Here is a 21,851-nt window from a genome sequence, read left to right on the forward strand (position 1 = left end):
GGTACTTCCGGTGAGGGTTTAGTTTCTTGCGGCACGCACCGCGGAGATCTCCGCGGCGTGCTCGATGAGGTCACGCCGCTCCAGCGCGAAGATGCCCATCTGCCCGACCTTGAACTCCAGCCAGACGAACGGCACGCGCGGCAGCAGGTTGACCAGCGCGTGCTCGCTGTCGCCCACTTCGACGATCAGCAGGCCATCCTCACTGAGGTGGTCGGCCGCCTCGTCGAGGATGCGCAAGGTGATGTCCAGTCCATCATCGCCCGATGTCAGGCCGAGGACCGGTTCATGGCTGTATTCGGCCGGCATCGCGGCGTATTCGTCGTTGGTCACGTACGGCGGGTTGGACACGATCAGGTCGTAGACCTCGCCCTTCACCCCGTCGAACAGGTCCGACTTGATCGCCCGCACGCGGTCGTCCACGTGCTGGTACTCGATATTTTCGTTGGCCAGCGAGAGGGCGTCGTCACTGACATCGACGAGGTCCACCCGCCAATCCGGGTTGTACTCGGCCATGGCGATGCCGATGCAGCCGGAGCCCGTGCAGAGATCCAGCGCACGTTCCACATGGCGGTCGTCCAGCCACGGAGTGAACCGACTCTCGATCAGCTCGGCGATCGGCGAACGCGGCACCAGGGCGCGACGGTCGCTCTTGAACTTCATCCCGGCGAACCAGGTCTCGCCCACCAGGTAGGCCACCGGTACGCGCTCGGTCACGCGGCGCTCGATCAGCGCCAGCACCTTCGCTTTTTCCTCGGCGACCAGGTTGCCCGCGCCGTAGGCCGGCGGGATGTCCGGCGGCAGGTGCAGCGCGGCCAGGACCAGGTGGGTCGCCTCGTCGATCGGATTGTCGTGGCTATGCCCGAAGGTCAGGCCGGCGGCCGAGAAACGGCTGGCGCCGTAGCGGATGAAATCGATGATCGAAGAGAGTTCGCTGGTCACGGGAGGCGGCGTTCGATGGGGCTGACGGGGGAGTATAGCCGTCCGGGTCCGGGCCCACACGATCGCTATCGGCCATCCTGCCGATGGGCACGCGAGCCGGGCAGGCGTACATTCCGACCTTCCCACGGGCACGCGACGCCCGGCAAACGGAGTCTGGCATGACCGGTTTCCTGCGCGTCCTCGCCGTATCGCTGCTCGTGGTGTCCGCCGCCCGGGCCCAGGAGATGCACGACCACGGTATCCCCGAGAAACTCGGCAAGGTGTCGTTCCCGATCTCGTGCGATCCCTCGGTACAGAAGCCGTTCGATCGTGGCGTCGCCCTCCTCCACTCGTTCGCCTATGCCGCCGCCGGCCAGGCCTTCGAGGGTGTCGTGGCGAAGGACCCGGCCTGCGCCATGGGCCACTGGGGCATCGCGATGGTTTTCTTCCACCCGGTCTGGACGCCCGCCCTGCCGGCGGACACCTTCGCCCGCGGCCAGGCGGAGGCCCGGGCGGCGGCACGCCTGGCGGCGACCTCGTCACCGCGCGAGCGGACGTACATCCAGGCGCTCGGACGGCTCTATCAAGGCGGCGACGTCAAGCCCGCGCAGCGCACCCTCGCCTACGAACAGGCGATGGCCGGCGTCGCCCGCGACAACCCGAAGGACGTCGAGGCGCAGGTGTTCTACGCCGTGGCCCTGCTGTCGAATGCCTCGATGACCGACAAGACACACGCGAAACAGAAACAGGCCATCGCGATCCTGGACCCGCTGTTCCGCGCGCATCCGGATCACCCTGGCATCGCGCACTATCTGATCCACGCCTGCGACAGCGCCGAGCTGGCGCAACGCGGCCTGCCGGCGGCGAGAAAGTATGCGGACATCGCGCCTTCGGCACCGCATGCCCTGCACATGCCCTCGCACATCTTTACCCGGCTCGGGCTATGGGACGATTCGATCCACTCCAACCTTGCTTCGGAAAAGGCGGCGCGCGAGCACGGCGACACCATGGGCCAGTTGCACGCCATGGACTATCTCGTCTACGCGTACATGCAGTCCGGCCGCGACAAGGAGGCCCGGGCGGTCATCGGCGACCTGAAGACCATGCGCGGCCTGGACATGAGCGACTTCGGAATCGCTTATGCCGCGACCGCCATGCCGATCCGCGAAATCGTGGAACAAGGTAGATGGAACGAGGCCGCTACCATCGCCCCACCCGACGGCGCACCGGCCTCGGTGGTGGCCATCGCGGTGTGGGCGAAGGGCCTGGGCCTCGCACGCAGCGGCCACCCCGACGAAGCTCGTGCCGAGGCGGCCCGTCTCGACCAGATCGAGGCCCAGCTCAAGACCTCCGGCGACGACTACTGGTCCACGCAGACCGGCGTCCTCGCTTCCGAAGTAAAGGCATGGGCCGCCCAGGCCAGCGGCGACGCCGCAGCCGCCGTCGCCCTGATGACCGATGCCGCCGAGCGAGAGGACAGGGTCGAGAAGCGGCCGGTGACACCGGGACCGATCGTCCCCGCGCGCGAACAACTCGGCGAACTGCTGCTGGCACAGAAGCAACCCGGACCGGCGCTGGCCGCGTTCAAGACCGCGCTCACCCAGGCTCCCGGCCGCGCCGGCGCGCTTCGCGGCGAGAAGGCGGCGGAAGCGATGCGGTAGCTTGGGGAAATCCTGGACGCGAGACGATTCAGGACTTACGTGGACCAGGATCGCTTGTCGCAGGTTTACCGTCTTCGTGATGTCCGGCGAAACGCCGGAGGTAGCGTGGTGCGCTGGGCGTGGTAACGGCGATGTCGAACCAGCCTGCGCTGCCCGTCAGATCGAGCGGCAAGGTCTGCGACTGCCCAGCGGCGAGTTCGAGATCGCGGGGTACCGTGTTGCCATAAGCATCCGCGATGCGGGCGGTCACGCTCGCCGTCCCCCGGTTGCTCAGGCGCACGTCAACGCCGCGAGTGCCTGACGTGCCGGCAACGACCACTTCCAACCCATCACCGGCGAACCCACGCAGGTGTGCGAAGTAGCCATTCGGCCCGTGGATGCGACGGTCGTAGCCATCGCCGGCTTTCGCCAGCGCCCAGCGATCCTCGATGCGTTTGCCCGCGCTGACCGCATAGCGGCGCGGCGGGGCGTCGCGCTGGAGTCCGTCGTAGACGAGGAATGCGGCGCCGAGGCGGCCGCTGTTGGTGAAGACGATGCGACTGCTGTCCGCGTCCAGGCGATGCCCGATCGTCCAGGCGTAGCCGAGGGCGCGCGATGGACGCGTGCCCGGCTCCTGCACGGGCATGGCTTGCTCGCGCGGCACCGTGATGACTGCCTTGCCATCCGAGCCGGCCGGCACACCCAGCGTCGGCACGTGCTGGTCGGCGCTGCCGGCGAAATCGAAGGCGCTGGTCAGGTCGCCGCACACCGAGCGGCGCCATGTGCCGATGTTCGGCTCCTCGACGCCGAAGCGCTTTTCGAGGAACCGCAGCACCGAGGTGTGATCGAAGGTTTCCGAGCAGACCCAGCCACCACGGGTCCACGGCGAGACGACGATCATCGGCACGCGATTGCCCAGGCCGACCGGCTGTTCGCCGCGTGGATCGCTGTCCGGTACGAGCGGCGACGAGATCCTCGGATGGGCATCGAGGTCCATGATCTCGTCGCCCAGGCCGACGAGCAGGTCGTCGGAAACCATGCCCTGCCCGTCCTCGCCGCTTTCCAGCGGCGGCGCCGGCGGTACCACGTGATCGAAGAAGCCGTCGTTCTCGTCGTAGTTGAGGAACAGGACCGTGCGGCTCCACACCTTCGGATTGGCGGTCAGCGCCTCGATGACGCGGCGGATGTAAAAGGCGCCGTCGGCGGGTGACGAGGTGGGATGTTCGCTGTACGTGTACGGCGCGACGATCCACGTCACCTGCGGCAGGCGGTCGTGCAACACGTCGTCGCGCAGTTCGCGCAGGCTGTGGTTCGACACCCCGTTGCGCACGAGCGACCCCTTCGGATCGGCGCCTTCCTTCACCTGGTACTTCGCGAAGAACTCCAGCGAGTTATCCGTGTAGTTGTCGGTCGGCGAACCCGGATCGCCGGTGCCGCCCTGGTACACGCGCCAGCTGACACCCGCTCTCTCCAGCCGCTCCGGATACGTGGTCCACGTATAGCCATTTGCATCGGGGCGTTCCTCGGTACCCGGACCGTTGTCCTTCGTACCCAACCGGCCGGAAGGATCGGACGTGCCGCTCCAGAGGTAGATCCGGTTGATGGCGGTGTCGGCGAGTGCCGAGGCGTGGTATGCGTCGCACACGGTGAAGGCGTCGGCGAGCGCGTAGTGGAATGCCGCGTCCTCGCGGCGCAGGTACGCCATCGTCAGCACGTCCTGCTTTTGCTCGATCCAGCGGTCGTTGCGGCCGAGGTTCCAGGCGCCGTGGCCGCTGCTCCAGCCGTGGTCGGTGCCCTCGTGATGATCGCCGCAGGCGCGCGTGTCCAGGTGGAAGGGATAGACCCAGCCCACGTCGTCGCCGATGCCGCGTGCCTTCCAGTATTTCGTGCGCGCCACCGTCACCGGCTGGCGCCACACCGGGTCGCCATTGCCGAGTTCCAGCACGCGTGGATCGGCGAAGCCGCGCACGCCGCGCAGGCTGCCGAAGTAGTGGTCGAACGAGCGGTTCTCCTGCATGAGGATCACCACATGGCCGACATCCGCGATCGTGCCTGTGCGCCGGTCGGGACCCGTCGCCAGCGCCTTGGCGATCGCCGCCGGGAAACCCTGCGCGACCAGCGAGGCGGCGGCGGTGGCGCCCGCGGCATGGAGGAAACGGCGGCGATCGCGGGAAAACATCCGGCATCAGTCCTTGGCGAGCGATTCGATGAGTGCCGCATGCAAGGCGGGCGTGGCCGCGGCGACGACGCGACCGCCGCTGTCGAGGCCGAGCGCGCGGCCTTCCCAGTCGGTCATGACGCCACCGGCGGCTTCGACCACCGGCGCGATGGCGAGGTAGTCGTAGGGCATGAGGTTGGCCTCGACCACGGCATCGATATGACCGGCCGCCAACATGCCATAACCGTAGCAGTCGCCACCGAAACGGCGCGCATACGCGGCACGGCTCGTGCGGTCGAAACGGGACCATTCGTCAGGGCTGAACATGTCCGGCGTGGTCGTGTAGAGCGTGGCGGCCGCGAGGGTCTCGCACGCGCGGGTACGGCATGGCAGCCCGTTCATCGTCGTTCCCACGCCCGTGTGCCCGATCCAGCGTTCGTCGAGCACGGGCATGTCCAGCACGCCGAGAACCGGCTTGCCGTGACGGAGCAAGGCCAGCAAGGTGCCCCATAGCGGCCAGCCTGAAATGAAGCTGCGCGTGCCGTCGATGGGATCGATCGACCAGACGTATTCCGCATCCACGCGCGTCGCCCCGTACTCCTCGCCGAGCAGGCCGTGCGAGGGCCACGCCAGTTCGATACGTTCGCGCAACATCGATTCCACACCCCGGTCCACGGCTGTCACGGGGCTCATATCACCCTTGAGCGTCACATCCACCGGGCGGCGGAATCGCGGCACGGACAACGCACGCGCGTTATCGGCGATACCCGCGGCGAATGCCTCGAACTCCTTCCGCTCAACGGCGGACAACGCTTCCATCAATGACACTCCTGGCTGGAAAGAACATGCGCGGCCTAGCGTTCGCACATTTCGGGATGATGACAAAAACGAAAATTCTTTGGTGGACTCGGAAGCCACAGGTTTGCAAATATACCCAAAATGCCACACGGTTGGTGCATCATGAACCTTCCGCGGGGCACCTTCGACGAACCGCGTCACAGGGTGAAAAAACCGGCCATGCGTCCATACCGCCAAATCGGAAGCGTCATCGCGCTGCTCATGGCCGCCTGTGGCGTGGCCCGTGCCGGTACGGTCACCGTGTACTCCGCCCTGGAAAGCGACGAGATCGCCACCTACCTGGACGCGGCGAAGAAGGCCCTGCCCGGCCTCGACATCCGGGTCCTGCGCCTGTCCAGCGGCGACCTCGCCGCGCGCCTGCTCGCCGAATCGGCCGAACCGCGAAACGACGCGATCTGGGGCATGGCGGTCACCGACATGCTCGAACCGCGCATCGCCATGCTGCTCACGCCGGTGCACGGGCCGAACATCGACCGCATCCCGGCGGCGTTCCGCGCCACCGATGGGCTCTGGTTCGCACCCACGGGGTACCTCGCCGCCCTGTGCGTCAATCGCGAGGCCCTGGCCGAGCGCAACCTGCCGATGCCACGCAGTTGGCGCGATCTCGCCTCGCCGAAGTACCGGGGCCAGGTGGCCATGCCCGATCCCTCGTCGTCCGGCACGGGTTACATGCTGGTGTCTTCGCTGTCCGACGCCGGGCGCGACGCCGAAGGCATGGACCTGCTGCGCGGCATCGCGCGCAACGTCGGCCAGGTCACCCTGTCCGGCTCGGCACCGTGCAAGCTCGCGCGTATCGGCGAATTCCCCATCGGCATCTCGTTCGCCTTCTCAGCCATGCAATCCATCCGCCAGGGCTATCCGGTGACGATGGTGATCCCGGAAGGACGCAAGGGTTACGAACTGGAGGCATCCGCGCTGATGAAGGGTTCTCCGCACGCGGATGACACGAAGCGTTTTCTCGACTGGACTGCGTCGCCCGAAGCGGCCGCGCTCTATCGTGGTTACAAGGAGATCGTCGCCGCTCCCGGCAGCGTGCCGAGCGCGGAACAACAACGGCAGGGCTTGCCCGCCGACCTGGTCGCGACGCTGTCCGCGCGCGACTTCGCCACCGCGGCGCGCGAACGCGCGGCGCTCATCGCCAGATACAAGCGGCTGACGCGCTAGCGCGACGGCCTGGGGGAGTTGGGAAATGCACCTGCGGATCGACGACATCGCAAAGGCATGGAGCGGGCATACCGTGCTCGATGGCGTCTCGTTCGACGCCGGGGAGAACGAGTTCGTCTGCCTGCTCGGGCCCAGCGGCTGTGGCAAGACCACCCTGCTGCGCATCGTCGCGGGATTGACCGCGGCGGACGCGGGGCGCGTGATCCTCGGCGGCCGCGACATCAGCGCCTTGCCCGCGCGCGAGCGGCGCATGGGCCTGGTCTTCCAGGCCTATTCCCTGTTCCCCGACATGACCGCGGCGGCCAATGTCGGCTACCCCATGCGCTTGCGCCGCGACGCCCCGGCGAAGATCGCCGCACGCTGCAGCGAACTGCTGGAACGGGTCGGGTTGGGTGGCCTCGGCGCGCGCTTCCCCGACGAACTTTCCGGCGGCCAGCAGCAGCGCGTGGCGCTGGCCCGCGCCCTCGCCACCGAACCGGCCATGCTGCTGCTCGACGAACCGCTCTCCGCGCTCGATCCCGCCATACGCGGGCAGTTGCGCAGCGAGATCCGCCTGCTCCAGCGTGCGCTCGGCATCCCGACGATCATGGTGACGCACGACCAGGAAGAAGCGCTGGCGATGGCGGACACGATCGTCTGCATGAATCGCGGCAGGATCGAACAGACCGGCAGCCCCCGCGACCTCTACGAGCGCCCGCGTTCACGTTTCGTGGCCGAGTTCATCGGACGCGCCAACCTGCTGCCGACGGCGTTCGTGCGCGATGCGATACCCGGCTTCCTCGAACGGCGCCCGCCCGGCGACGAGGCCACGTACGAGCTGTGCCTGCGCCCCGAGGACGTGGTGATCGAAAACGATCCGCGCGGCGAGGCCGTGATCGAGGACACCGTCTTCCTCGGCAACCTCGCGCGCATCACGCTCGCCTGGCGGGGACGGAAGCTGCTGGTGGAGCAGCCCGGACGCAGTGCGTTGAACCGCGGCGAGCTGGTCTCCGTGGATGCATTGCGCGGCGCATGGGTGTGCGCGTGAAGAGGATGCGCACGACAGGCATGCTCTTGCTGGCGGTTCCGCTGCTGTTCCTGCTCGTGTTCTTCCTGCATCCGTTGGCGACGGTGCTCGTGCGCAGCGTCACCGATGCACAGGGAATGCCGACATTCGCGAACTACGTACGCCTGTTCGACGATCCCGGGCTTCCGCGAGCGGCAATGCGCAGCCTGGTCATCGGCGTCGCCACCACGCTATGCACCGTTTCACTCGGGCTGTGCCTGGCGATGGCGCTGCATCGCTCCCGCCTGCCCGGCAAGGCCCTGATCCGTACCGCCCTGCTCCTGCCGATGCTCGCGCCGTCGCTCGTCCTCGCGCTCGGCCTCGTTTGCCTGCTCGGACGTAATGGGCTGGTGCACCGGCTTACCGGCCTGCCCACCGACATCTATGGCTTCTGGGGCCTGCTCATCGCGAACACGCTCTACGGGCTGCCGCAGGTGGTGATCATCGTTTCCGCCGCGTTGGCCCGAACGCCTGCACGCCATTACGACGCCGCCGAATCCATGGGTGCGACGCCCTGGCGGCAGTTCCTCGACGTGACCATCCCCCGGCTGCGCTTCGCCCTGCTTGCGGCGGCCTTCCTGGTCTTCACCGAAACGCTGACCGACTTCGGCAGCGCCGTGGTCGTCGGCGGCAGCTACCGCGTGCTGGCGGTGGAGATCTACGGCGAAGTGGTCGGACAGCTGGATTTCGCCATGGGCGCGACGCTGGGCGTGGTGCTGCTGGCGCCCGCCCTGCTCTCGGTCTGGCTGGCGCGGATGGCCAGGCGCCGCCAGGACACGGGCGATGCGAGCCCGGGGCGGACACTGGTTCCCGCGCGACACCCATGGCGCGACGTCGCGCTGGGTGGCATCTCGCTGCTGGCCCTGCTGCCCCTTGTCGGCGTCGTCGCCACCGTCGCTTATGTCAGCGTGGTGAAGCTGTGGCCGTACGACCGGACGCTCACGCTGGCCAATTACATGGGCGGCATGCCCGACGGATACGGCCCCGTGGCGACATCGATCACCATGTCCTTGCTTGCCGCGGGCGCCGGTGTGCTGCTGGTGTTCGCATTGTCCGCGGGCCTGCGCCGCGCACCGCCGTTCATAGCCAAACCCGTGCAGTTCATCGCCTCACTGCCTGCCGCGGTGCCTGGCCTCGTGTTGGGCCTGGGCTACGTGCTGGCCTTCAACCACGGACCACTTTCCGGCTGGCTTTATGGAAGCGTGGCGATCGTCGCCGCGTGCAGCCTCTTCCATTACCACGCGCAGGCCTTCCTCACGATGCAGACCGGCATGCGCCAGGTGCCGGAAGCGCTGGACGATGCCGTGGCGGTATCCGGCGGCTCGACCTTCCACGTACTGCGCGACGCGGTATGGCCGTTCGCCGCACCGGCGGCGATATCCACCTTCTTCTACCTGTTCATGCGCTCCATGGTGACGCTGTCGGGCGTGATCTTCCTGGTCACCCCCGAACTCGGGCTCGCCTCGGTCACGGTGATGCGCCTGGACGAAAACGGTTTCCTCGCGCAAGCCGCCGCGTATGCGATGTGCGTCGTGCTTGCCAGCGCACTCGCACTCGGCGCGATGCGCCTCCTCCTCCACGTACTCAAGGACCGACGCCATGTGGCATGAAGAACGGCATTCCCGCATTCGCGACCTGCTGCGCACCAGCGGCCAGGTGTCCGTCGAACGGATCGTCACCGAGCTGGGCGTGTCGCGCGAGACGATCCGCCGCGACCTCGTCGAATTGGCCGAGCGCGGCGAGATCCGCCGCGTGCACGGCGGTGCGGTGCTCACTGGCGACGAACCGCCGATCGACGTGCGCCATGCCACGCGGGTGCGCGAGAAACGCGCCATCGCCAAGAAAGTGGCCAGTCTCGTCGAAAGTGGCCAGACCATCTTCATGGATGCGGGCAGCACGATGAACCTCGTGGCCGAGGCACTCGCCACGCGTAGCGGGCTCACCATCGTCACCAACGCGGTGGACGTGGCCTCGCGCTTCGCCGCGCGGGCCGGCAACGACGTGCACCTGCTAGGCGGCCGCTTCAATGCGCAGACCGGCTGCACCCAAGGCGCCGCCACCGTCGCCGAGATCGCCCGTTATCAACCGCACCTCACCATCCTTTCGCCGGTCGGTATCGATGCCAAGGCAGGCGCGAGCAGTTTCGAGATGGAAGAAGCCGAGATCGCACGGGCGATGTGTGCCAATGCGCGCCGCATCGTCATCGCGGCCGACCATTCCAAGATGGGCGTACGCAGCCGCGTCGCCTGGTGTCCCGCGGACCGCATCGACGTGCTCGTTACCGACCGTCGCTCGGAGAAGTCCCGCGCGATCGCCGCCATTCGTAAGGCCGTAGGCGACATCGCATACGCCTGAAACAACACCGCGCCATGAAGGCCGTCATCCGTCATCCGTTTAGATCGATTGAAACCACCCCGTCACATATACCGCCTTTCCGGAGCATCCCATGAGTCCCCGCCCCACCCTCCGACGTACCCTCTTATGCGCCGCGGTCGCGGCATCCTTGTCCGGCGTCGCCTTCGGCCAGGCCACCACCGGCCGCATCGCCGGCCAGGCGCCGATCGCCGCCGGTGAAACCGTCCTCATCGAGGGAAGCAACGGCATCACCCGCGAGGTGCCCGTCGACGCCCGCGGCCGTTATGTCGCCGAGTCGCTGCCCCTGGCCACCTACAAGGTCTCGCTGAAGGCCAACGGCAACGTCGTCGACACGCGCGACAACATCACGTTGCGCGTGGGTGCCGCCACCGACGTCTCGTTCGAAGCGGCTTCGGGCGGCAACGCCCAGCAGCTCGAAGGCGTGACCGTTTCGGCAACCAACATGCCGAAGATCGACGTCGCCACCGTCGCTTCCAGCACGGTGATCACCGCGGCCGACATGGCCCGCCTGCCGCTGCAGCGCTCGGCCGAGGCCGTGGCCCTGCTCGCACCGGGCGCTTCGCCGGGCTATACCGGATTCAAGAACGCCTTCGGCGGCAGCCTGGTCAGCTTCGCCGGTTCGGCCGTCTCGGAGAACGCGTATTACATCAACGGCATGAACACGACCGATCCGCTCAGCGGCTTCGGCGGCGTCACCCTGCCCTACGGTGCCGTGGACCAGCAGGAGGTGCTCAGCGGCGGTTACTCCGCGATGTACGGCCGTTCGGACGGTGGCGTCATCAGCCAGGTCGGCAAGCGCGGCACCAACGAATGGCACTTCGGCGCCCAGGTGCTCTGGGAGCCGGACTTCGCCCGCGCCAGCGCCCGCAACATCACCTATGGCCACGACAATCCGGCACCTCCGGGCACGATCAACCAGCGCAACGACGACAACCACGAGTGGAGCACGACGGTCAGCGCTTATGCGGGTGGTCCGTTGATCAAGGACAAGCTGTACGCCTTCGCCGCGGTGGAGATGGAGCGCAGCAAGGGCAACAGCATCGGCGACGTGAACCACGCGTACGACACGAAGTACACGTACAAGGACCCGAAGTGGTACGGCAAGCTCGACTGGAACATCAATGACAGCAACATCCTCGAGCTGACCGGCGTCAACCAGACCCACCGCTCCAACGGCAACAAGTACACCTACGACTACGACACCAACACCGTGGGCGACTTCGCCAGCACGGATTCGACGTACAAGACCAAGGCCATGGTCTATGTCGCCAAGTTCACCAGCTACATCACCGACGACCTGACGCTCACCGCGCTGTACGGCAAGTCCAAGCTCACGTATTACAACGAGCCGCCGAACACGGGCGTGACGGGCCCGTTCCTGGGAAGCATTAGCTTGCAGAATCCGGCCTTAAACGGCGGCACACCGATAAGCAACGGTCAGACGCTGGATACAATCGACAACCCCGACCACGAATCGACCAATCGCAATCTGCGCGTCGACCTGAACTATAAGGCGGGTAACCACTCGATCACTGCAGGTGTCGATAATCAGGACTCGCGTGACATCCAGGACGGAACGACGATTGGGGGTGACGGTTACGAATTGTGGTATGGCAAGACGGACCCCAACCTTAACATCAGCGACAGTCCCTTCGTGGACAAGCCGGGCAACTACCCCGGTGGACAGACCGGTTACTACGGCTACTACCGCCACTACAACACGCTGGCGTCGGTACGCGTGAAGCAGCGCGCGCAATACATCATGGACGACTGGCAGGTCTCCGATCGCCTGCTGCTCTCGCTGGGCCTGCGCAACGATCAGTTCACCAACTACAACCCCGCCGGCCAGCCGTATCTGAAGCTGACCAAGCCACAGTGGGCTCCGCGCCTGGGCTTCAGCTGGGACGTGAACGGCGACTCCACCATGAAGATCTACGGCAACGCGGGCCGCTACTTCCTGGCAATGCCGGCGTCCGTCGCACTGCGCACCTCGGCCGGTTCGCTGGCCACCAACCAGTACTTCACCTATACGGGCATCGACGCGAGCGGCATGCCGACCGGCGTGACCTTCATCCAGTCGGCCACCGGTGGCGCCGTGTCTCCCAACGGCGAATACGGCCAGCCGCCCGATCCCAAGACCGTCAGCGCCAAGAACATCAAGTCGGAGTACCAGGACGAGTTCATCCTCGGCATGGACAAGCAGCTGAACGCCGATTGGGTGGCGGGCGCGAAGGCCACGGTGCGCAAGCTGCGCAACGCGCTGGACGACGTCTGCGACAACGGTGCGATCACTCGCGCGGCCATCGCCCAGGGCGCGGACATCGATGCGGTGACGGTCGGCAGCTGCTACCTGTCCAACCCGGGTCGCGCCAACGTGTATCAGCTGGCCAATGCGAATGGCGGCTACACGAACGTCACCGTGACCAATGCCGACTTTGGTTTCCCGCACCTCAAGCGCAACTACTACGGGCTGGACCTGTACCTGTCGCATCCGTTCGACGGCACGTGGTCGGGCAAGATCGACTATCTGTATTCGCGCAGCTACGGCAATACGGAAGGCCAGGTACGCTCGGACGTCGGCCAGGGTTCGGTCGCGGCATCTCGTGACTGGGATTACGCCACGCTGATGAACTATGCCAATGGCGACCTCGGTAACGACCGCAAGCACCAGCTGAAGCTCTACGGTTCCTATCAGATCGCGCCGGAATGGCTGCTCTCGGCGAATATCCTGATCCAGTCCGGTCTGCCGAAGTCGTGCCTCGGCCGCTATGGCGCGGATGAGAGCGACCCGTCGGGTTACGGCAGCTACTACCACTTCTGCTTCGGTGTGCCTTCGGCCTATGGTGCGAAGGGTCGCGAGCCGTGGGAAGAGCTGGTCGACGTGAATGCGGAATACCGTCCGCTCTGGGCCGACAAGAAGCTGGCCTTCACCGTATCGGTGTTCAACATCCTCAACCAGCAGCGCTCGCAGCGGACCAATCCCGTCTCGGGAAGCAAGAACTCGGTGAACGACGGCTACCAGCAGGTCATCAGCTACACGCAGCCGCGTTACGCCCGCTTCGGTGTCACTTACGACTTCTAACGGGAAGCCCATGCATCCACTACTGCGACTCGGTATCGTCGCGCTTGCCGCCGGGGTCTTCGCGACCCCGGCGGTCGGCGGCGAAAAGACCTATAAAGACCTGCCGACGGAGACGCCGGCCAAATTCACGCCGACGAACCCCGGCTTCGATTACGTGCGCCGCACGGTCGAGATCCCGATGCGCGACGGCGTCAAGCTGCATACCGTGATCCTCATGCCCAAGGGCACGACGCACGCGGGCATCCTGCTGACGCGCACGCCTTATGGTGCCGACGGCATGGGGCATCGCAGCGACAGCCCGCACCTGGGCCCCGCCCTGCGCGGCTACGACAATCCGGCCGACATCATCGTCCAGGACGGCTATATCCGCGTGATACAGGATATCCGCGGCAAGAACGGGTCCGAAGGCGACTTCGTCATGAACCGGCCGCCGATCGGACACGGCAACCCTACCCCGGTCGACGAGTCCTCCGACATCTACGACACGGTCGACTGGCTGGTGAAGCACGTGCCGGAGTCGAACGGCAAGGTCGGCATCATCGGGATCTCCTACGACGGCTTCGAGGCGATGGTCGCCACGATCCGTCCGCATCCCGCGCTCAAGGTGGCCGTGCCGATCAACCCAATGATCGACGGCTGGATGGGCGACGACTGGTTCCATCGTGGCGCGTTCCGCCAACAGATGATTCCCTACATCTACGGCATGGTGAACTCGCGCGGCAGCGACATCGGCTGGACCACGGGCTACCGTGACGACTACGACCTGTACCTGCGTGGCGGTTCCGCCGGCGACATCGGCCGGGCCTACGGCATGGAGGCACTCGGCTTCTGGCAGAAACTGCTCGCCCACCCCGCGTACGACAGCTTCTGGTCCGACCAGGCCATCGACAAGGTCGCGGCGAAGGAGCCGATGACCGTGCCGACCATGCTCGTGCACAGCCTGTGGGACCAGGAAGACAACTACGGCGACATGGCGGTGTATCGCGCGCTCGCACCGCGCGACCCCGGGCACACGAAACTGTGGCTCGTGCTGGGTCCGTGGCGTCACGCCAAGACCTGGGAAAAGGGCGACACCATCGGCGCGATCGATCTGGGCAGCGATACGGGCACGACGTTCCGCCAGAAGATCCTCCGCCCCTTCCTCGCCCAATACCTGAAGGACGCTGCGCCGAAGGCGGACATCGCGCCGGTCAACGCCTTCGTCACCGGCGAGAACACCTGGCGCCAGCTCGACACCTGGCCTTCGGCCTGCCGCACCGGGTGCGCCCCGACCATGCAGCGCTGGTTCGTCGAAGCCGACGGTGGCCTTGCCACGACGGCGCCCGCGAAGGGTGAAGACGAATACGTTTCCGATCCGGCGAAGCCGGTGCCCTACCGTGTACGACCGATCCAGTCGTGGTCGCACGGCGTGGCGGATCGCCAGGATTCCTGGCCGGAATGGCTCGTGGACGACCAGCGCCAGTTCGCCACCCGTACCGACGTGCTCACCTACGTATCGCCCGTGCTCGACAAGGCCATGGGCGTATCCGGCGAGCCGCTGGTGCATTTGCTCGCATCCACCAGCGGCACGGACAGCGATTGGGTGGTGAAACTGATCGACGTCTATCCCGACGAGGTGGAGGAGAAGCCGTCGATGGGCGGTTACCAACTGCCGGTCGCCATGGAGATCTTCCGTGGCCGCTATCGCGAGGGCTATGACAAGCCCATGGCGCTGGTACCGGACAAGCCGCTCGAATACCGCTTCCCGCTGCCGACGGTGAACCACGTGTTCCAGCCCGGGCACCGGGTGATGGTGCAGGTCCAGTCGAGCTGGTTCCCGCTGTACGACCGCAACCCGCAGACCTTCGTGCCGAACATCTTCAATGCGAAGCCCGGCGATTACCGCAAGGCGACGCAGAAGATCGTTCGCGACGGGGAGAACGGCACCTACCTGGAGTTGCCGGTCGTCCCCGCGAACCCGTAGCGGCCGTCGCGGCGCCGGTCAACCCAGCGCCGCGATCGCCTCCGCCACGCCCTTGCCATACTCGGGATGGCAGGCGGTGCAATTGGCGATATGACGCTGCACGACCGGTGCCGAGGCGCCCTTGATCGCACGGGCGGTGTTATCGAAAAGGACTTGCCGCTGCGCCGCGCTCATCCGCTCGAAGAGCGTCCTCGGCTGCGAGAAATAATCGGTGTCCTCGCGATGGTTCCAGCGCGCGGCGGCGGTCTCGGCGATATGCAGCGGCGGCTCCGAGAAATCGGGCTGCGCCTGCAAGGCGCCATGGCTGTTCGGCTCGTAATGGGTCGATCCGCCACCGTTGCCGTCCACGCGCATCGCACCGTCGCGGTGGTAGGCATGCACAGGACAGCGCGCGGCGTTGACCGGGATCTGCGCGTAGTTCACCCCGAGGCGGTAGCGCTGCGTGTCACCGTAGGAGAAAAGGCGGCCCTGGAGCATCTTGTCCGGCGAGAAGCCGATGCCCGGCACGATCACCGCGGGGGCGAAGGCGGCCTGCTCGATGTCCTGGAAGAAGTTCTCCGGGTTGCGGTTGAGTTCCATCACGCCGACCTCGATCAGCGGATAGTCGCCATGCGGCCAGACCTTGGTGAGGTCGAACGGGTTGTACGGCGTCGTCGCGGCCTCGGCTTCCGGCATGATCTGCACGTACATCGTCCACCGAGGGAACTCGCCGCGCTCGATCGCCTCGTACAGGTCGCGCTGGTTGCTTTCGCGGTCGTTGCCGACGACCTCTTTCGCCTCGGCATCCGTGAGGTTCTGGATGCCCTGCTGGGTCTTGAAGGTGAACTTCACCCAGAAACGCTCGTTGTTCGCGTTGATGAAACTATAGGTGTGGCTGCCGAAGCCATGCATGTGGCGGAACGACTTCGGGATGCCGCGCTCGCTCATCACGATGGTGACCTGGTGCAGCGCCTCGGGCAGCAGGGTCCAGTAATCCCAGTTGTTATCGGCGCTGCGCAGGCCCGTACGCGGGTCGCGCTTGATCGCATGGTTGAGGTCGGGGAATTTCAGCGGGTCGCGGATGAAGAACACCGGCGTGTTGTTGCCGACGAGGTCCCAGTTGCCTTCCTCGGTGTAGAACTTCAACGCGAAGCCGCGGATGTCGCGCTCGGCGTCCGCGGCGCCACGCTCACCGGCCACCGTGGAGAATCGCGCCACCATCCCGGTCGTCTTGCCCACCTCCGAGAAGATCTTCGCCCGCGTGTACTTCGTGATGTCTCCGGTGACGGTGAAGGTCCCGAAGGCACCCGCGCCCTTGGCATGCATCCGCCGCTCGGGAATCACTTCACGGTCGAAATGAGCCAGTTTCTCCAGGAACCAGACGTCCTGCAACAGGGCCGGCCCGCGTGGGCCGGCGGTCATGGTGTTGTTGTCGTCGACGACGGGGGCGCCGAACTCGGTGGTGAGCTTGCTCATGGATTCGGTCCTTGCCAAAACCCGAAGGATCACCGGCAAGGCGCCGGCTGGCTTGGACGGAATCTCCCCGTCGCGAAGGACCGGCGGCCCGGACGTCACCGCCCGGGCCGCCGCATCCGCTACGTGCCGGGGTTCGGTCCCCGCAATTGCGATGTCGGCACGCCACGATATCCCCAGTCCTCCATCGCGACCTCATCGATCACGACGTGGGTCAGTTCCGGCGACTTGCCCAGGACGCGCTCGAGTGTTTCGGTGATCTCCGCGATCACCTGGGCCTTCTGCGCGGGTGTGTTGCCTTCACGAGTGATACGAACGTTGACATAGGGCATGACGGCGTCACCAGCGGCCGGCGCTCGAACCGCCATCGACCGGCAGCACGACGCCATTGGTGAAGTTGCTGGTCACGAGGTAGACGACCGCTTCGGCGATGTCCTCGGGGCGGCCCAGCCGGCCCATCGGGTTCAAGCCACTCAGGAAACCATGGGTCTCCGGCGCGTGCATCGGCGTCTCGATGATCCCGGGGGCGACCGCGCTCACCTTGACGTTGTAGGGCGACAGTTCGATCGCCAAGCCGCGCGTGACGTCGTTGAGGCCACCCTTGATCAGCACGGGCAATGCGGACGGCACGTTCCGGTCCGGCTGCAAGCCGAGGCTTGCCGTGATGTTGACGATGTGGCCGCTCTTGCGTGCGGACATGTGGCGCGCCGCGACCTGGGACGGATAGATGAAGCCGCGCAGGTTGGTGTCGATCAGCGTGTCGATCTCGTCGGTGGTGTACTCGGCGAAGGGCTTGGCGATGAAGATACCGGCGTTGTTGACCAGCACGTCCACCTGTCCGAACGCTTCGATGGCGTGGTCGAACAGGCGCTCGGCGGTGTCGCGCAGGGCGATGTCGCCGGCGACCGCGAGGAAGCGGTCCGGGTTACCGAGCGCGATGGCGGCTTCGTCGAGACGAGCCTGGCTGCGGCCGTTGCCGACCACGTTGTAGCCCAGGCCGAGGAAAGCCTTGGCGATGGCGAAACCGAGGCCGCTGGAAGCGCCGGTGACGATGACGGTTTGACGGGTGCTCATGGTGCTTGCTCCGAAAGATGGTGAGGGTTCCGGAGCGGTGGCCCCGGGCTGGTTGACAATCTATTGCCACGCCCGGCGCACATAAATAAGATCAGAAGCAATTGAATCATTACATGGTGTAATCCATGCACAGGCAATTCGACGACTTGATGCTCGGCAGCATCGAACTCTTTTGCCTTGCCGGTGAATTGGGTGGCTTCACCGCCGCGGCCACCGCTGCGGGCGTGACGCCCGCGGCGGTCAGCCGTTCGGTCGCCCGGCTGGAGGCGCGCCTCGGCGTGCGCCTGTTCGTCCGCAGCACGCGGCAGATCCGCCTCACCGATGCGGGCCGCGTCTACATGGAGCAATGCCGGCAGGCGCTGGCCCAGTTCGCCGACGCGGAGCGACTCGCCAGCGGCCAGCAGGCCCAGGTATCGGGACGGTTGCGCATCAGCGTGCCGACCACGTATGCGCACTATCGTTTGCTTCCGATGCTGCCCGACTTCCATCGCGAGCATCCGGACGTACGCCTCGACATGCACATCAGCAACCGCAACATCGGCTTTTCCGACGAAGCGTTCGACCTCGCGATCCGTGTGCGTCCACAGGCGGATTCCACGCTGATCCTGCGCCACCTGGAAGATGCGCCGCTGGTGCTGGTCGCCACTCCCGCCTATCTGGAAACGCGTCGCGTGCCGCGATCGCTCGACGACCTGTCGTCGCACGAGTGCATCCAGTTCGACCTGCCGAGCAGCGGCCGGCGCATCCCCTGGCTGTTTCGCGACGGCGGCGAGGATGTCGAATTCGAGGCCGAAAGCGCGTTCACCGTGTCGGAAGACGTGCTCGGCGGCGTGACGCTGGCCCGTGCGGGCGCGGGCATCTTCCAGACCTACCGTTTCATCGTGGAAAAGGATCTCGCCGAAGGTTCATTGGTGGAGGTGTTGCCGCAACTGGCAGGACGCACCCGCCCGTACAACCTGCTCTATCCGCACAGCCGGTTCGTGCCGCCCCGCGTGCGCGCGTTCATCGATTTCCTGACCGCCCGGGTGGGGATGGAGCGGTAACGGGCATCGCGGACAGGGTCCGCTCCCACCTATACTCCTGCGCATGAAGCCCAATGTCCTGCTGCAGTACATCCTCCCGCACCGCTTCCTCTCGCGCATCGTCTACCAGGCGACCCGGTGGGAGTGGGCTCCATGGAAGAATTTTCTCATTCGGGAGATCGTGCAGCGCTATGCCGTCGACATGAGCCAGGCCGCCCAGCCGGACCCGTTCGCGTACCAGCACTTCAATGCGTTCTTCACCCGCAAGCTGAAGGCCGGCGCGCGCGCGGCCGATCCGGACCCGCAGGCGATCCTCTCGCCGGCTGACGGACGGATCAGCCAGTCCGGACGTATCCGTGACGGCCGTATCTTCCAGGCGAAGGGCCAGGAATACAGCGCGGCGGAACTGCTGGGCGACGAGGCCGCGGCCGCACCGTTCCGCAACGGCAGCTTCGTCACCATCTACCTGTCGCCGCGCGACTACCACCGCGTGCATATGCCGCTCGAGGGCAAGCTCACCGGTACCACGCATGTCCCGGGCCGCATCTTCAGCGTGGCCCCGTTCGCGGTCGAAGCCATTCCGCGGCTGTTCGCGCGCAACGAGCGCCTCGTCTGCCATTTCCAGGGCGAACACGGCCCTTTCGTGTCGGTCATGGTCGGCGCGATCCTGGTCTCCAGCGTGGCCACCGTGTGGGACGGCATGGCGATCCCGCCGTATGCCTCGGACATCATCCGCAACGACTGCCGTGGCCGCGACGTGACGCTGGAACGCTTCGCCGAGATGGCCCGCTTCAACATGGGATCGACCGTCATCCTCCTGTTGCCTGAGGGTTACACCCTGGACGAACTCGTGCCACAACAACAGGTTATGGTCGGACAACGGATCGGAACCTGGACGGGTACCAGCGCGGAGCAATGACGGAACGCGTCACAATGTGACGAAAACGTCTTACATTTGACGCATCGGCAGCGTATTCTCGACGTTCCGCCGCCCTTCGGGAGAGGGCACGGGACCGCAAGAAGCATCCGTACTAGGGGAAGTAGTCCATGCGTCTGGTCACCCATCTCATCGCCGTCAATCGCGAAATCCGCCTTCGCCGGCAACTCGCCGATATCGAACGTGTCGTCCTGGCCTTGCCGGTGCGAGCCCACGCGGACCTGCAGCAACTGGTCCGGCGCGAGATGGAACAGGCCGCGGCCTGCGACTTTCCCCATCTCTACGGCACCCCGCCCGAAGAGCGTTACAGCACCTACGGTCATGGGCCGGATATCGGCCTCGGCAAGGCACGCTCGGAGAACCCGTTGATCGCCACGCGCGGTGTCGCGCTGTGGATCGCCTCGGTCTATCACGAGACCCTGGATTCGCGGCGCCCCAACATGGAAGACCTGCACCGGCAGATCCTGCGCCTGATGCGCCAGATCAAGGAATTGTCGGCGCTGGAGCGTCGCGGCACGGCCACGGCGTGGGCAAACGAGCCGCACGCTGTCGCGTAAACGCCCGTCTCAGCGGCAGACCGGCACGCGAATCGCCTGCCCCACCCTCAACTGGTGTCCCTTCAGACGATTCATCCGCGCGATGTCTTCGACATCGGCGCAACTGCTCTTGCGCGCGATGCTGACCAAGGTGTCGCCCCGGCGCACGGTGTAGTTCCTCGACGCGGTGGACGACGGTTTCGACGACGGAGCGGACGGCCCATTGGCCAGCGCAGCCGAAGTGGCGGCCGGCGGCGGTGGCGCGACGATCTTCACGGCGTTGTGCAGATCGCTGGCGAGGATCGGCCACGGACCGTCGGTGCAGGTAGCGGCATAGGCCTTCTCCAACTGCTTGGGAACCTCCAGGCGCGCGCCTACCGGCTGGCTGATCTGCGGATCGAGTCGCGGGTTGAGGTTGCGCAAGGTGCGGAACCAGCCTTCCGGCATGCCCTGGGCGGAACCGAGGCATACGGTGAGTTCGCTGATCGACGCGGGGCGCTTCAGCACGATCTGGCCCGGCTCGCCATCGATCTTGGGCCAGGTGAGGTGATAGCTGTCCGGATGCAGGAACAGCCATGCCGCCGCGAGCACCATCGGCACGTAGTCGCGCGTCTCCGCCGACATCTGGCCGTAGATCTGCGGGTCGTAGAAACTGGCCCCGGGGCTTGTCGCCGCGATCCGGCGCATGCGGCCCTCGCCACCGTTGTACGCGGCGAGGGTGAGTTCGAGGTTGTTGTTGAAGGCGCGGAGTTGTTCGTCGATGTACTCCGCATTGGCTTGCGCCGCCATCGTCGGATCGAAACGCTGGTCGAAGCCATCGGTGTTGGACAGACCGAAGCGCAGCCCGGTGGCGTACATGAACTGCAACGGGCCCGAAGCGCCCGAGCGCGACACGGCGTGTACCTTGCCGCCGGATTCCTTCGCCATGATGCCGAAGAGCAGCGCTTCCGGCAGGTCGGCCTTCTTGTAGGCCGGCCACATCTTGTAGCGCATCATCTGGTAGTTGACGTAGGCATCCATCAGATTCGGACGCAGCTGCGTAAGCCACATTTCCAGCGCGGCTTTCACGGGGCCGTTCATCACCATCAGATCCGAGAACTGCTGGCCCTTGAGCATGGTGACAGCGCGTTGCGCCTGCGGCAGCGTGCCGACCGCGACCGAACCGGCGACATCGCCTGCCTGCTCCCCGGCTTCCGAACCCTGCTCGGCCTCGTCCGCGTCCTCCCCTTCGATGAAGCTGCCGTCCTTCAGGCGCAGCAGGCGGTCGAACACCGCCGCGAAACGCTGCTGGTCGCATCCCGGTGTGAGGGCGCAGCGGGCCGATGCATCCTTCAATTGGTCGAGCGCCTGCTTGCGCGTCTGTGCCGCTGCCGGCGTGTCACCGCGGCGTGCCTGGTCGATCGAGGCCTCGTACCCCTTGCTCGCCTGGTTCATCCGGTCGTACAACGCGTTGACCTCAGGCGTGGCCTTGCCGGAACGGGGGGCGCCGCTCGAGGCGCAGCCGGCGAGGATCGCCAGGGGCAGGATCAGGAGGGGGCGCGGGACGCGGACAGACATGCACTTACTCAGGGTCGGACAATGCCGGCCACGTTACTGCCGGCGCCTCCGGGACTCAAGCGGCAGGCG

17 protein-coding genes are annotated in these 21,851 nt (G+C 66.1%); 10 read left to right on the top strand and 7 right to left on the bottom strand.

Annotated features, from left to right (window positions below):
* Positions 1-18: 18 nt before the first annotated feature.
* A complete protein-coding gene (prmB, locus tag J2T07_RS04130) occupies positions 19-939 on the bottom strand; it encodes a 50S ribosomal protein L3 N(5)-glutamine methyltransferase (RefSeq protein ID WP_306847483.1) in 921 nt (306 codons plus the stop codon).
* A gap of 158 nt (positions 940-1,097) precedes the next feature.
* Here prmB and J2T07_RS04135 point away from each other — a divergent pair, with 158 nt between their 5' ends.
* Entirely contained in the window at positions 1,098-2,579 is a 1,482-nt protein-coding gene (locus tag J2T07_RS04135; RefSeq protein WP_306847485.1) for a hypothetical protein, read from the top strand.
* 28 nt (positions 2,580-2,607) lie between these two features.
* Here the strand turns inward: J2T07_RS04135 and J2T07_RS04140 are convergent, their stop codons facing one another.
* Positions 2,608-4,737, bottom strand: coding sequence for a phosphocholine-specific phospholipase C (locus J2T07_RS04140; protein WP_306847487.1), 2,130 nt, complete (start codon positions 4,735-4,737; stop codon positions 2,608-2,610).
* 6 nt (positions 4,738-4,743) lie between these two features.
* A complete protein-coding gene (gene hisN, locus J2T07_RS04145) occupies positions 4,744-5,535 on the bottom strand; it encodes a histidinol-phosphatase (protein WP_306847488.1) in 792 nt (263 codons plus the stop codon).
* 141 nt (positions 5,536-5,676) lie between these two features.
* On the opposite strand from hisN, the gene J2T07_RS04150 reads away from it, so the two are divergent.
* The 6 genes from J2T07_RS04150 (at position 5,677) to J2T07_RS04175 (ending at position 15,204) form a co-directional block, all read left to right on the top strand.
* Positions 5,677-6,738, top strand: a complete 1,062-nt coding sequence (locus tag J2T07_RS04150; RefSeq protein ID WP_306847490.1) for an ABC transporter substrate-binding protein — start codon at positions 5,677-5,679, stop codon at positions 6,736-6,738.
* A gap of 25 nt (positions 6,739-6,763) precedes the next feature.
* Entirely contained in the window at positions 6,764-7,765 is a 1,002-nt protein-coding gene (locus J2T07_RS04155; protein WP_306847492.1) for an ABC transporter ATP-binding protein, read from the top strand.
* Positions 7,766-7,770: 5 nt separating this feature from the next.
* Positions 7,771-9,393 (top strand): ABC transporter permease subunit, encoded by a 1,623-nt coding sequence (locus J2T07_RS04160; RefSeq protein ID WP_306847956.1) that lies wholly within the window; start codon positions 7,771-7,773, stop codon positions 9,391-9,393.
* Complete coding sequence (locus tag J2T07_RS04165; protein ID WP_306847494.1) at positions 9,383-10,138, top strand: DeoR/GlpR family DNA-binding transcription regulator; 756 nt, start codon at positions 9,383-9,385, stop codon at positions 10,136-10,138. Before J2T07_RS04160 ends, J2T07_RS04165 begins: the two co-directional genes overlap by 11 nt.
* Before the next feature lie 91 nt (positions 10,139-10,229).
* Complete coding sequence (locus tag J2T07_RS04170; RefSeq protein WP_306847497.1) at positions 10,230-13,241, top strand: TonB-dependent receptor; 3,012 nt, start codon at positions 10,230-10,232, stop codon at positions 13,239-13,241.
* Positions 13,242-13,251: 10 nt separating this feature from the next.
* Entirely contained in the window at positions 13,252-15,204 is a 1,953-nt protein-coding gene (locus J2T07_RS04175; RefSeq protein ID WP_306847498.1) for a CocE/NonD family hydrolase, read from the top strand.
* Positions 15,205-15,222: 18 nt separating this feature from the next.
* Here J2T07_RS04175 and J2T07_RS04180 read toward each other — a convergent pair whose 3' ends face one another.
* The 3 genes from J2T07_RS04180 to J2T07_RS04190 all read right to left on the bottom strand — a co-directional run bounded on the left by J2T07_RS04180 (position 15,223) and on the right by J2T07_RS04190 (position 17,730).
* A complete protein-coding gene (locus tag J2T07_RS04180; RefSeq protein WP_306847499.1) occupies positions 15,223-16,659 on the bottom strand; it encodes a catalase in 1,437 nt (478 codons plus the stop codon).
* A gap of 119 nt (positions 16,660-16,778) precedes the next feature.
* Positions 16,779-16,988: a tautomerase family protein gene (locus J2T07_RS04185; protein WP_306847501.1), complete on the bottom strand. Its 210-nt coding sequence runs from the start codon at positions 16,986-16,988 to the stop codon at positions 16,779-16,781.
* 7 nt (positions 16,989-16,995) lie between these two features.
* On the bottom strand, positions 16,996-17,730 hold the full coding sequence (locus J2T07_RS04190; protein WP_306847503.1) for an SDR family NAD(P)-dependent oxidoreductase: 735 nt from the start codon (positions 17,728-17,730) through the stop codon (positions 16,996-16,998).
* 125 nt (positions 17,731-17,855) lie between these two features.
* Here J2T07_RS04190 and J2T07_RS04195 point away from each other — a divergent pair, with 125 nt between their 5' ends.
* The 3 genes from J2T07_RS04195 to J2T07_RS04205 all read left to right on the top strand — a co-directional run bounded on the left by J2T07_RS04195 (position 17,856) and on the right by J2T07_RS04205 (position 20,246).
* Complete coding sequence (locus tag J2T07_RS04195; protein ID WP_306847505.1) at positions 17,856-18,773, top strand: LysR substrate-binding domain-containing protein; 918 nt, start codon at positions 17,856-17,858, stop codon at positions 18,771-18,773.
* A gap of 43 nt (positions 18,774-18,816) precedes the next feature.
* Positions 18,817-19,671, top strand: a complete 855-nt coding sequence (gene asd, locus J2T07_RS04200) for an archaetidylserine decarboxylase (protein ID WP_306847506.1) — start codon at positions 18,817-18,819, stop codon at positions 19,669-19,671.
* A 128-nt stretch (positions 19,672-19,799) separates the two neighbouring features.
* Positions 19,800-20,246, top strand: a complete 447-nt coding sequence (locus J2T07_RS04205; protein ID WP_306847509.1) for a hypothetical protein — start codon at positions 19,800-19,802, stop codon at positions 20,244-20,246.
* Positions 20,247-20,255: 9 nt separating this feature from the next.
* On the opposite strand, the gene J2T07_RS04210 is transcribed toward J2T07_RS04205, so the two are convergent.
* Complete coding sequence (locus J2T07_RS04210; protein ID WP_306847512.1) at positions 20,256-21,782, bottom strand: transglycosylase SLT domain-containing protein; 1,527 nt, start codon at positions 21,780-21,782, stop codon at positions 20,256-20,258.
* Between the last annotated feature and the right edge of the window lie 69 nt (positions 21,783-21,851).

Origin of the sequence: Luteibacter jiangsuensis (assembly GCF_030812295.1) — a bacterium.
Taxonomy (GTDB): domain Bacteria; phylum Pseudomonadota; class Gammaproteobacteria; order Xanthomonadales; family Rhodanobacteraceae; genus Luteibacter; species Luteibacter jiangsuensis_A.